Genomic DNA, 11,014 nt, shown 5'->3' on the forward strand with positions numbered 1-11,014 from the left:
GGCCTGAACCGCGCGCAGGGGTCAATGGCGGCCGAAGGCCGCCCGCGTAGCGGGCGCGAAGCGCCATTGACGCCGAGCACGGTTCAGGCATCCACCGGCCCCGTCGGTCGAGATGTGTGAATGTCGTAGCCCGGAGGGAGAGGGGTTTTACCCCTGCTCCAACTTCGCCATCAGCGCCGCCGGGTCGCCGGAGATCGCCACCTGCTTGAGGCGGCTCTTGGCCCCGGCGACGAGCCGCGCGCGCGAGGCGGGCGCGCCGGCCCTGTCGGCGATCAGCCGGATGAGCGCGTCATTGGCCTTGCCGTTCTCGGGTACGGCGCGCACGCGCACCAGCAGCACGCGCGTTCCGTCGGCGAGCGTCGCCGCGCCGTCGATCGCGTCGCGGCCGCCCTTCGGCGTCAGCCGGCAGGCGACGACCACGCCGTCGGGCGTGGCGCGCCATGGCGCCGCGCTCATCGCTCGTCGTCCTTGTCGCCGAGCGGGTGCAGGTCGCGCACCATCGCCTTGGCGCGTTCGTCGAGCACGTGGGTGTAGATCTGCGTCGTCGAGATGTCGGAATGGCCGAGCAGGTCCTGCACGATCCTCAGGTCTGCGCCGTTCTGCAGCAGGTGGCTGGCGAAGGCGTGGCGCAGCACGTGCGGGCTGACGCGCTCGGCGCCGATCCCCGCCGCCGCGGCGACCGTCTTCAGGTCGCGCGCGAACGCCTGCCGCGTCAAATGGCCGCTCTCGCTGTCGGCGGGAAACAGCCACGGACCCGCCGCCGCGCCCGGCGCGACCTCGGCCAGCCGGTCGCGATAGGCGCGCATCGCCGCCTTCGCCGGCGCTGAGATCGGCGCCAGCCGTTCCTTGTCGCCCTTGCCGCGCACGACGATCAGCGATTCCTTGGTCCGCGCCGCCGATTTCGGCAGCGCGACCAACTCCGAGACGCGGAGTCCCGAGCCGTAGGCGAGCTCGATCAGGCAGGCGAGCCGCAAGGCGGCGAGGCGCTGGCGGGCCGGGCGCTCGGGCGCGTCGAGGCCCTCGCGCGCGGTGTCGATCAGCTTCGTCACCTCGGCGACGGTCAGCGTCTTGGGCAGCGGCCGGCCGCGGCGCGGGCCTTCGATCGTCAAGCTCGGATCGTCGTCGCGCCGCCGCTCGACATAGAGATGCTTGTGGAACTGGCGCACGCAGGAGAGCCGCCGCGCCAGCGAAGCGGGCGCGAGGCCGGCGGCCGTTCGCGCGGCGAGGAAGGCGGAGATGTCGGCGCCGGTCGCGGCGAGCGGGTCGCGCTTGCGCTTGGCGAGGAAGCCAACGTAGTCGTCGAGGTCGCGGCGATAGGCGTCGAGCGTGTTGCGGCTCGCTCCGCGCTCCGCCGCCATCGCGTCGAGAAACGACTGGACGAGGCTGGCGGCGGGGGAAGGGCGGGGCGTCATCAGGTCGCCCCACCCTTCGTCATGGCCGGGCTTGACCCGGCCATCGAGGCGGCGACGCGAGGCTGCTTGTTTTTAGAGCGTTCTGCATTTGGTTTTACGCGGGCCTCATCCTGAGGCGCCCTCGCGTTAGCGAGGGCCTCGAAGGATGCTCCAGGGGTCGCGTCAACGCGCGTTCTGGGGCCTCGTCGACGCCCTGCGCGATCCGCAGCGCTCGACTTCCAACGCTGGGCCTCACACGACGGCGAGGATGGCGGGGACAAGGCCAGCCATGACGACGGGGTTGGAGCGCGCGGTCGCGTAAGCCGGCCGCAGAGGGCGCCGTCGACCTCTTGGAAGCAGGACTTCCGATCGTCGAGGCCTGTCAAGGACGGCCCTTCGGGCCGCCGCGAAGCGGCCGAGGTCCCTGACAGGCCTCGACGATCGGAAAGAGAGGCTCTCCAAGAGGTCGACGGGGCGAAGTGTCGCGACCTTCGTGACGGGGCGAACCTTCGCGTACTCTCCAGCGGCGCGAAGCGCGGCGGCCTCGGCGCTTCATCTGAGCGCCCCTGCGACCTCGCGTTCATGGGTTCGCTTTGGGCAGCGTCACGATCTGGGTCATCTCGCGCGGCTGCACTTTGACGTTGGCGACCAGCGCCAGCATGCCGAGATAGACGAGGCCGACCAGCGCGCCGACGGTGACGATGAAGCGGATCAGGCTTGGCAAGGGTCCAGTCCATGCTCGCTCGTTGCGCCGGCCGGCCGCGACGCGATCACGGAACCTCTATCACGTTTCACGCCCTCACTCCTCGTCGAACAGCGACGGCGCCGCCGCCTCGCGCGGCGGTTCGGCGAGGCCGAGATGGCGGAACGCGTGCGGGGTCAGCAGCCGGCCGCGCGGCGTGCGCTGCACCAGCCCCTGCTGGATCAGATAGGGCTCGATGATCTCCTCGATCGCGTCGCGCGGCTCGGACAAAGCCGCCGCGATTGTTTCGACCCCGACCGGCCCGCCGCCGAAGCTGAGCGCGATCGTTTCGAGATAGCGCCGGTCCATCTGGTCGAGGCCGGCCTGGTCGACGTCGAGCAGCTTCAGCGCCCGGTCGGCGATCGTCCTGGTCACGGTCTTGGCCTTTTCGACCACGGCGAAATCGCGCACGCGGCGCAGCAGGCGGCCGGCGATGCGCGGCGTGCCGCGCGAGCGGCGCGCGATCTCGTTGGCGCCTTCCTCGGCGAGCGTCAGGCCGATCACCCGCGCGCCGCGCCGCACGATCCCCTCGAGCTCGGGGATGGAATAGAAATTGAGCCGGATCGGAATGCCGAAGCGGTCGCGTAAGGGCGTCGTCAGCAGGCCGGCGCGGGTCGTTGCGCCGATCAGGGTGAATCTCGCCAGGTCGATCTTGACCGAGCGCGCCGCCGGCCCCGCGCCGATGATCAGGTCGAGCTGGAAGTCCTCCATCGCCGGATAGAGAATTTCCTCGACCGCCGGGTTGAGGCGATGGATCTCGTCGATGAACAGCACGTCGCGCGGCTCGAGATTGGTGAGCTGGGCGGCGAGGTCGCCCGCCTTGGCGATCACCGGACCGGAAGTGGCGCGGAAGTTGACGCCGAGCTCGCGCGCGACGATCTGCGCCAGCGTCGTCTTGCCGAGGCCGGGCGGGCCGACGAACAGCACGTGGTCGAGCGCCTCGCCGCGCGTCTTGGCCGATTCGATGAACACCTTGAGATTGGCGCGCGCCCCCTCCTGACCGGCGAAGTCGGCGAGCGTCTGCGGGCGCAGCGCCGGATCGTCTTCAGGGCGCTTTTCGGCGGTGACGAGGCGGGTGGGCGGGGCGGTCATTTCACCCACCTCCCGAGGGCGCCGGCGGGGCGGGCGCAGGCGCGAGCGCGCCCTGCGTCGTCAGGCCGATCAGGCTCGCCGCCATCGCGCAGGCAAGGCCGGCGACGGCGCCGCAGGCGATCAGGCCGTCGCGCAGCGTCCCGTCGAATCCGCGCGGAAACCACGGTTCGATCCACGTCCTGAACTCGGCGCTGACGTCGGCGCCGACGCTCGCTTCGAAAGCGGCGCCGATCGAGGCGAACCACAAGAAGACGCAATAGGTGATCGCGCCGCCGATGATCGCCGCGGCGAGCGCGCGCGGCGCGCCGGCCGGCGCCGCCGCGTCCCACAGCCCATAGACGAAGCCCGCCGCCGCCGCCGGCCCGATTCCGACGACATAGGCGAAGACCAGCGCCAGTCCATGCCCGAACACGGCCGCAAATCCCCCGACGCTTCCCGCCGCCTCCGCCCCATGCGGCGCCGCCAGCAGAACGACGATCGGCGCGAACAGCACGCCGCCGATCGCCGGGCCGAACGCAGCGAACAGCAGCGTCAAGCCGATCAGCGCCAGAAAGAAGCGGCGGGGCCGTTCGCTCATGGCGCGCTCTTGGCGAGATAGACGACGCCCGGCAGATCGGCGAAATGCGCGTCGCAGGTCAAGAGATCGGCGCCGGATTCGAGCGCCGTCGCGTAGATGATCGCGTCGGCCATCGCGAGCGCATGCGCGCTGGCGACCTCGGCCGCTTTGAGCGCCAGCGTCGTATCCAACGGCGTCACCACGCACTCGTTCGAAAACGCGATCGCGCTGCCCGCGGCTTCCTCGGAGACCCGACGGGTGAGCCAGCGCGCCAGCTCGTATTGCACGATCGTCGGCACGATCCAGGCCTCCTGCACAGGAATCTCCGGGTCGACCTTGCGTCCGACTTCCGAGTCACGCAGCCACTCGATCCATGCAGATGTGTCGACGACGCGCATCAGTAGCGATCGTTTCGGTCGCGATAATCGTCAACGTCGGCGCCGCGTGCGATTCCAACCAACTCTTCGCGGGTCGGAACCGGAATCATCAGCAGGCCGTTGCCTTTGGGAATGAAGGCGAGTTTCTGGCCGGGCCGCCAACGCAGTTGGTCGCGCATGGCCTTGGGAATCGAGACTTGATATTTCGGCGAGATCGTCGACACGGCGGTCATGATTTTACCTTCTTATGATCGATGATCATATCGTAAAACACGTCACTGCGCCAACTCCTTCAGGCCCGCCTTGATCAGCGCTGCGGTCGGCGCTTCAGCGCCCAGAGCGGCGAGGGCGCGGCTGACGGCGACGGCGGCTTGCGGCCGGCCGTAGCCGAGACCGACCAGGGCCAGCGTGGCGTCGGCGGCGGCCTTCGGCAGCTTCGACGCCGCCTCGCCGGCGATCGCGCCGCCGAGGTCGGCGAGGCTGTAGGCCGGCGCCTTGTCCTTGAGCTCGTGGACGATGCGCGCGGCGAGCTTGGGCCCGACGCCGGGCGCCATCGCCATCGCCGCCTTGTCCTGATGGGCGATTGCCGAGCTGATCGCGTCGCCGGAGAGCGTCCCGAGCACGCCGAGCGCGACCTTGGCCCCGACCCCCTGCACGCTCTGCAACAGGCGGAACCAGTCGCGCTCGCTTGCGGTGAAGAAGCCGTAGAGGCGGATCGCGTCTTCGCGCACCTGGGTCTCGATCAACAGCGCCGCCGGTTGGCCGGCCGCCGGCAGCGCGCGCAGCGTGCGCGCCGAGGCGGCGACTAGATAGCCGACGCCGCCGACGTCGAGCACCAGCTCCTCTTCGCCGATCTCTTCGACGATGCCCTTGAGCTTGCCGATCATGCCGCGCGCTCCTTCATGCGGCGCCTCTGGCGCGCGCCGTACGGTGCGAGGCGTGGCAGATCGCCACCGCCAGCGCGTCGGCGGCGTCGGGCGACTTGGCCTGGCTGGCGGGCAGCAGCATCTTGACCATCATCTGCACCTGCGCCTTTTCGGCGTGGCCGACGCCGACCACCGTCTTCTTGATCAGGTTGGCGGCGTATTCGGCGACCGGCAGCTCCATCAAGGCCAGCGCCGCCAGCGCCGCGCCGCGCGCCTGGCCGAGCTTCAGCGTCGATTGCGGGTCGCGGTTGACGAAGGTTTCCTCGACTGCCGCCTCGGCCGGCCGCTCGTCGTCGACGAGCTTGGCGATCGCGCGATGGATCAGCGCCAGCCGCTCGGCGAGCGAATCGCCAGCGTCGGTGTGGATCGAGCCGCAGCCGACATAGGTCAGCCGGGTCCCCGCAGCCTCGATCAGGCCCCAGCCGGTGTTGCGCAGGCCGGGGTCGATGCCGAGGATGCGAATCGGCCCGATGTTCATGGAATGATCTCATAGGCCATCAGGCGGCGCCGTGGCCAGGGCCTTGCCGAGAAGGCGGTAGATCGGACGGGGCCCGACGGCGAGAACGCGCCCCGACGGGCCGGAAGGCTATTCGAATATCGCGCTTACGCCAGCGCTACGCCGCCCTTCCGCTGGCGCCCGGCGCAGGCAAGTCGATCGACAGGCTCCTGCCCATGCGCGCCAAGGCTTCGTCAATAACCCACATGTGCGAATTATGGCGGAGATCGAGCAAACGCCGCACGGCGTTTTCGCTGACGCCCAGTTCAGTCGCGAGCTTCGTTCGAGACCAACCGCGGCTGAGCATTGTTTCATGAACGGCCAGCTTTGCCGTCACCAGCGAGGGAAGAACCGCGCGGTCGGGGCCGGAATGGCCCGCGCCTCCACGCGGCATCGGCTTTCCTGCATGAATATAGCCCTCGAGCGCGGCGATCAGACAATCGGCCGCATTCGCCCGCGCTTCCGCTTCCGTTTCTCCTTCGGTCAACGCCTCGGGAACGCCGGGAAAGCGCACAAGCCACCAGCCATTGTCCTCACGCTCGAGCGTATATTGATAGCCAAACGCCATTTTCATTCCTCGATGTCGTCGCGCGTCAGACCCAACTGTTCGAGCATCGCCTTGAGCAACCCCGGCCCGATCTCCTTGCTGCGATCCTTCAGCGTCGTGAATCGTTCGCCGAAATAGAGGCGTCCATGACTGCCCTTGCCGTGCGCTGCGTCGAAAGCGACAAACACTCCTCGTTGGCGACCAAGCTTCTTGATTTTCCGTTCGAATTCGTGGCCCCTCATCGCCTAATTATCGCACACATATGTGCGATTGGTCAAGAAACTCGCCAAGACGGTCAATCAATCCGAGAAATCTCGCGCGGTCGACCGAGGTCTCGATCGAAGCCTTGCGCTCGCCCGCTTCGCGGCCCTTGAGTGCATGTGACTGAAAGGCGAGCCCGAGCCTATGCCCGATCCCCTCTGGACGATCCTCGCCGACCCCGCCAACCGGCCCATGCTGGCGCTGACGCTCGCCGGTCTCGTCGTCATCGTGTTCGGACCCTGGGCGCTGGTGAAGATCGCCCAACGCGGTCGCGGCCGCCCCGACGCCGACGCGGCGGAGTAGGCAACGAGCTGTCGCACCTCCGAGAATTGCTTGCACGCGCCCCCCTCATCCTGAGCCGCCTGCGAAGCAGGCGAGTCGAAGGACGCTCCAGGGGTCGACAGCGCTAACGCGCTCGCTGGACTCGTCCTTCGAGGCCGTTTCGCGGCGCCTCAGGACGAGGGTGTGGAGGATGCGTCTGAGGAAAGGCCCGTCACACCGCGCGCGAATGGCGCGGCTTGTCGTCGGCCTGGCTGAGATAGGCGTCGAACAAAGCGGCGACCGAGCGCACGAACGGCCGGCCCTTCTCGCTCACCCTCAGCCGCGCGCCGTCCCAATCGGCGAGGCCGTCGGCCGCGAACGGCGCGAGGCCGGCGAGCGCCGTGGTGAGCGGCGCGGGATCGGCGCCATGCGCTGCGGCGAGCGCGACGACATCAACCTCGAGGTCGCACATCAGCCGCTCGATCAGGTCGCGCCGCAGCCGGTCGTCGGCGGTGAGCGCAACGCCGCGCACGATCGCCAGTCCGCCCGCCTCGATCGCCTTGCCGTAGGCGAGCGCGGTCGGCGCGTTCTGCACATAGCCTTGCGGCAGCGAGCCGATCGCGCTGGCGCCGAAGCCGATCAGCGCCGGCGCCGAATCGTCGGTGTAGCCCTGGAACGAGCGATGCAGATTGCGCATCGTCGCCGCTTCCGCCATCGAATCGCCGGGGCGCGCGTAATGATCGAGGCCGACCGGGATATAGCCGCCTTCCTCGGTCAGCACGCGATGGATCGCGTGCTGCTGGGCGAAGCGGGCCAGCGGCCCGGGCAGCGTCTCCTCGGCGATCAGCTGCTGGTGTTTCTTCATCCACGGCACATGGGCGTAGCCGAACACCGCGACGCGATCGGCGTTGAGCGCCAGCGCGCGCCGCGCGGTGCGGGCGACGCTTTCCTCGGTCTGCAGCGGCAGGCCGTAGATGAGGTCGAGGTTCATCGAGCCGACGCCGAGCGCGCGCGCCTTGGCGGCGCAATCCTCGGTCTGCTCGTAGGATTGCCGCCGGCCGATCGCCTCCTGCACCGCCGGCTCGAGGTCCTGCACGCCGAGGCTGACGCGGGTGACGCCCATGTCGGCAAGCGCGGCGTGGCGGTCGGGCGGCAGCGAGGTCGGGTCGAGCTCGATGGCGATCTCGGCCTCGGGCGTCAGGGCGAATTTCTCGCCGATCAGCGCCATGATCGCGGTCAGGCATTCGCCCGGCAGCGAAGTCGGCGTGCCGCCGCCCCAATGGACATGCGAGACGGCCACGCGCCGGCCGATCAGCGCCGCAACGCGCGCGATCTCGCGCTCGAGCAGCGAAGCGTAGGCGCGCCGCGCCGAGTCGAGCCGCACCACCGTGGTGTTGCAGCCGCAATAATGGCAGAGCCGGTCGCAGAACGGCACATGCAGGTAGAGCGACAGAACCGTGTCGGCCGGCAGCGCCTTGAGCCACTCGGCATAGGTCGCCGCGTCGACCGCGGCCGAGAAATGCGGCGCGGTCGGGTAGGAGGTGTAGCGCGGCACGCGGCCGTCGTAGCGGGCGACGAGTTCAGCGTCGGTCATCGCCGCTTTGTCGCCGCGCTCCGCCGGCGCGACGTTGACGGAGGTCAAGGTCATGGTAAGGTCATAGCAGATCGGGGGAAGGGGAGGGCAGCGTTCTTTCCGCTGAGAAGGCGGCCCAATCCGCCGCTTCGCTTGACCCAGCTCAATCGCCCGCCCGTCGTCGCGGCGCGTATTCCTCTTCGCGGCGTCGCCAAGGCGAAAGACGTCGAGCTTCCGGGCGGGAGGGGAGGCGGCGTTCGCCGAGACGAAGCCGTCGGCGCGGCCGGTTTGGGCGGCGGCTGCGCCGTTGAGCGCGCCAATCCGATCGAAACGCTTCGGCGCGCGCTTGCCCGAAGGTCGGGGGGACCATTCATGAACAAGCTGCTGCTGAGCGCCGCGCTCGCGCTGGCGCTGACGCCGTCGCTGACCGGCGACGCCGTCGCGGCGAAGTCGTTCCAGTTCAGTTTCATCAATCACACCAACATGCAGCTCAACTTCTCGATCGACGGGGCTTATGCCTGCACGGCCAACGCCGGCATGGTCTGCTATTCGCACATTGGCGTGGGGCCGCACGCGTTCCGCGCGGCGATGGGCGACCAGACCATCGCCGAGACCAGCGCCACGATTCACGAGAACGCCCAGAGTCCCACGTGGACCGTCTGCAACAGCGACAACGGCGTCTGCCCATAGCCGCTGCCGGCCTCGTCCCCGCAAGAAGCGGCGATGACGACGAGGCGGCCCCCGGGTCTTGGCGACAATCTCTTTCTGAAAAACGAAAAGACAGTTACAATACCTTTTCGTCTTCCAGGAGCCCCGCCATGCCCGCCGCCGTCAAACCGCCCGTCCGCAACCCCGTCGCCAGCCGCGCGCGCATCCGGCACGTGTTCGCCCGGCTGATGGAGGGACAATCGACGCGCGACGTCGCCGCCGCCGAGGGCGTCAGCGTGCGGCGGGTGCAGCAGATCGTGCAAGCCGAGCTGGCCCGGCGCGGGGCCAATCCGGCCGAGGATTATCTTCTCATGCAGGTGGCGCGGCTCGAGCGCGCGGTCGAGCTGCTCGGCGGGCAGATCGAGGCCGGCAAGGCGAGCGCGGCGGCCGCCTACCTGCGCACGGTCGAAGCGCTGTCGAAGCTCGTCGCCCGCCCGCTGCGCCTCGACGACCCGCTCTTCCGCGAACAGGGCGCGGTCGCGAAAATGACTGAGCGGTTGGCGCGGCTCGATGCGGCGCGCGAGATCGTCGCCGCGCGCGCGGTCGCGGCGCAGGCGAAACAAAACGCCGGCCAAGCGATTGAAAAGACGGAATCCGGCGAAACCAGCGATTGCGCCGAGGCTTCGCAATCCTGATCCAAGCGGGCGAAAACGAAGCTCGTCGTTTCGTCTTCCCTTCGCTTCGTTTCGCCTCGCTTCGCCGGCATCGCGTCCCTCTCCCGGAGGGAGAGGGGCAGGGGTGAGGGGATCGACGGCGGCAAATCCGCGATGACATCGACGCGCCGCCGCGCCCCTTTGCCGCGCCCTCCGCTTCGCCCTTTGCCCTCCGCCGATCGTCGCAGCGCGTTCGCGGGCGCTTTTCTCGACAACCGCCGAAATTCCGGTCACAATAATGCGTTGCAGCATCGCGACGCTCCGGAAACGCCGCCAAAGTGTTTACCCTCGACGACCTCGCTCGCATCATCGCCGCGCGCGCCGACGCGGGCGCGGAGAACTCGTACACCGCTTCGCTGCTCGCCGAGGGGCCGCCGCGTTGCGCCAAGAAGTTCGGCGAAGAGGCGGTCGAGCTGGCGATCGCCGCCGTCGCCCAGGACGCGGCCGCCGTGCGCGCCGAGGCCGCCGACGCGCTCTACCACCTGCTGGTCCTGCTGCAGTCGCGCGGCGTGGCGCTCGCCGACGTGATGGCGGAGCTCGAGCGCCGCACCGCGCAAAGCGGTCTCGCAGAAAAGGCGTCGCGACGCGCGTGACCAGACCCGGCCCGGCCTATCCCGATTTCTTCGCCGCCGAGGCGGAGGAGGAGCGTCTCAAGGGGGCGACGCCGCGCGCCCATCCGCTCGACGCGCTCGCCTCGCCCTATCACCACTTCACCCGCGACGAATGGGCGAAGCTGCGCGCCGACACCGAACTGACGCTGACGATCGGGGATCTGCGCAAGCTGCAGTCGACCCACGATCCGATTTCGCTCGACGAGGTCGAGGCGATCTATCTGCCGCTGTCGCGCCTGCTGGCGCTCTATGTCGCGGCGACGCAGGGCCTATTCAAGGCGACGCAGCGTTTCCTCGGCGCCGACGACGGCAAGGTGCCCTACATCATCGGCGTCGCCGGCTCGGTGGCGGTCGGCAAGTCGACCACCGCGCGCGTGCTGCAGGCGCTGCTGACGCGCTGGCCCAACACGCCCAAGGTGCAACTGCTGACGACCGACGGTTTTCTCCACCCCAACGCCAAGCTCGAGCGCGACGGGCTGATGGCGCGCAAGGGCTTCCCCGAAAGCTACGACGGGGCGTCGCTGATCCGCTTCCTCGCTGCGGTCAAGGCGGGCACGCGCAACGTCACCGCGCCGGTCTATTCGCACCTCGTCTACGACGTCGTGCCCGACGAGACGATCGTCGTCGACCGGCCCGACATCCTCATCGTCGAGGGTCTCAACGTGCTGCTGCCCAACCGCCTGTCGCGCGAGGGCCGCGAGATCCCGTTCGTCTCCGATTTCTTCGACTTCTCGGTGTTCCTCGACGCCAGCGAGGAGCTGCTGGAGAAATGGTACGTCGAGCGCTTCATGCGCCTGCGTCAGACGGCGTTCCGCGATCC

General features: G+C 69.1%; 17 protein-coding genes. 5 read left to right on the forward strand and 12 right to left on the reverse strand.

Annotated elements, in window-relative coordinates; all coding sequences use genetic code 11:
* Positions 1 to 147: 147 nt before the first annotated feature.
* From ABSF49_RS16485 to ABSF49_RS16535, 11 genes are all read right to left on the reverse strand, one after another.
* Positions 148 to 456, reverse strand: coding sequence for a DUF167 family protein (locus ABSF49_RS16485; RefSeq protein ID WP_424113742.1), 309 nt, complete (start codon positions 454 to 456; stop codon positions 148 to 150).
* Positions 453 to 1,412: a site-specific tyrosine recombinase XerD gene (locus ABSF49_RS16490; RefSeq protein ID WP_424113743.1), complete on the reverse strand. Its 960-nt coding sequence runs from the start codon at positions 1,410 to 1,412 to the stop codon at positions 453 to 455. The genes ABSF49_RS16485 and ABSF49_RS16490 overlap by 4 nt, the downstream gene beginning before the upstream one ends.
* 559 nt (positions 1,413 to 1,971) lie before the next feature.
* On the reverse strand, positions 1,972 to 2,115 hold the full coding sequence (locus ABSF49_RS16495; protein ID WP_424113744.1) for an oxidoreductase: 144 nt from the start codon (positions 2,113 to 2,115) through the stop codon (positions 1,972 to 1,974).
* Positions 2,116 to 2,190: 75 nt separating this feature from the next.
* Positions 2,191 to 3,225 carry a Holliday junction branch migration DNA helicase RuvB gene (gene ruvB / locus ABSF49_RS16500; protein ID WP_424113745.1) on the reverse strand — a complete coding sequence of 345 codons (1,035 nt, stop codon included), beginning with the start codon at positions 3,223 to 3,225 and terminating at the stop codon, positions 2,191 to 2,193.
* 1 nt (position 3,226) lies between these two features.
* Positions 3,227 to 3,802, reverse strand: a complete 576-nt coding sequence (locus ABSF49_RS16505) for a hypothetical protein (protein WP_424113746.1) — start codon at positions 3,800 to 3,802, stop codon at positions 3,227 to 3,229.
* Positions 3,799 to 4,179: a type II toxin-antitoxin system VapC family toxin gene (locus ABSF49_RS16510; RefSeq protein WP_424113747.1), complete on the reverse strand. Its 381-nt coding sequence runs from the start codon at positions 4,177 to 4,179 to the stop codon at positions 3,799 to 3,801. The genes ABSF49_RS16505 and ABSF49_RS16510 overlap by 4 nt, the downstream gene beginning before the upstream one ends.
* The gene (locus ABSF49_RS16515) at positions 4,179 to 4,391 is read right to left on the reverse strand and encodes an AbrB/MazE/SpoVT family DNA-binding domain-containing protein (protein WP_424113748.1); all 213 of its coding nucleotides are present in this window, start codon (positions 4,389 to 4,391) and stop codon (positions 4,179 to 4,181) included. Before ABSF49_RS16515 ends, ABSF49_RS16510 begins: the two co-directional genes overlap by 1 nt.
* A 42-nt stretch (positions 4,392 to 4,433) precedes the next feature.
* A complete protein-coding gene (gene ruvA / locus ABSF49_RS16520; protein WP_424113749.1) occupies positions 4,434 to 5,045 on the reverse strand; it encodes a Holliday junction branch migration protein RuvA in 612 nt (203 codons plus the stop codon).
* Positions 5,046 to 5,058: 13 nt separating this feature from the next.
* The gene (ruvC, locus tag ABSF49_RS16525; RefSeq protein ID WP_424113750.1) at positions 5,059 to 5,562 is read right to left on the reverse strand and encodes a crossover junction endodeoxyribonuclease RuvC; all 504 of its coding nucleotides are present in this window, start codon (positions 5,560 to 5,562) and stop codon (positions 5,059 to 5,061) included.
* Between the two features lie 136 nt (positions 5,563 to 5,698).
* Positions 5,699 to 6,154 carry a type II toxin-antitoxin system HicB family antitoxin gene (locus tag ABSF49_RS16530; protein ID WP_490363327.1) on the reverse strand — a complete coding sequence of 152 codons (456 nt, stop codon included), beginning with the start codon at positions 6,152 to 6,154 and terminating at the stop codon, positions 5,699 to 5,701.
* Positions 6,151 to 6,315 (reverse strand): type II toxin-antitoxin system HicA family toxin, encoded by a 165-nt coding sequence (locus ABSF49_RS16535; protein WP_424113752.1) that lies wholly within the window; start codon positions 6,313 to 6,315, stop codon positions 6,151 to 6,153. The genes ABSF49_RS16530 and ABSF49_RS16535 overlap by 4 nt, the downstream gene beginning before the upstream one ends.
* Before the next feature lie 217 nt (positions 6,316 to 6,532).
* On the opposite strand from ABSF49_RS16535, the gene ABSF49_RS16540 reads away from it, so the two are divergent.
* Positions 6,533 to 6,691, forward strand: coding sequence for a hypothetical protein (locus ABSF49_RS16540; RefSeq protein ID WP_424113753.1), 159 nt, complete (start codon positions 6,533 to 6,535; stop codon positions 6,689 to 6,691).
* A gap of 190 nt (positions 6,692 to 6,881) precedes the next feature.
* Here the strand turns inward: ABSF49_RS16540 and hemN are convergent, their stop codons facing one another.
* Positions 6,882 to 8,243: an oxygen-independent coproporphyrinogen III oxidase gene (hemN, locus tag ABSF49_RS16545; RefSeq protein WP_424113758.1), complete on the reverse strand. Its 1,362-nt coding sequence runs from the start codon at positions 8,241 to 8,243 to the stop codon at positions 6,882 to 6,884.
* A 351-nt stretch (positions 8,244 to 8,594) separates the two neighbouring features.
* Between hemN and ABSF49_RS16550 the strand changes: the two genes are divergently transcribed.
* From ABSF49_RS16550 to coaA, 4 genes are all read left to right on the forward strand, one after another.
* A complete protein-coding gene (locus tag ABSF49_RS16550; protein WP_424113754.1) occupies positions 8,595 to 8,912 on the forward strand; it encodes a hypothetical protein in 318 nt (105 codons plus the stop codon).
* 128 nt (positions 8,913 to 9,040) lie between these two features.
* Entirely contained in the window at positions 9,041 to 9,565 is a 525-nt protein-coding gene (locus ABSF49_RS16555; RefSeq protein ID WP_424113755.1) for a hypothetical protein, read from the forward strand.
* 296 nt (positions 9,566 to 9,861) lie between these two features.
* On the forward strand, positions 9,862 to 10,176 hold the full coding sequence (locus tag ABSF49_RS16560) for a phosphoribosyl-ATP diphosphatase (RefSeq protein WP_424113756.1): 315 nt from the start codon (positions 9,862 to 9,864) through the stop codon (positions 10,174 to 10,176).
* The coding region (gene coaA / locus ABSF49_RS16565; protein WP_424113757.1) for a type I pantothenate kinase at positions 10,173 to 11,014 on the forward strand (842 nt) is incomplete at its 3' end. The genes ABSF49_RS16560 and coaA, both read left to right, overlap by 4 nt.

Source organism: Roseiarcus sp. (genome assembly GCF_049514155.1).
Lineage (GTDB): Bacteria > Pseudomonadota > Alphaproteobacteria > Rhizobiales > Beijerinckiaceae > Roseiarcus.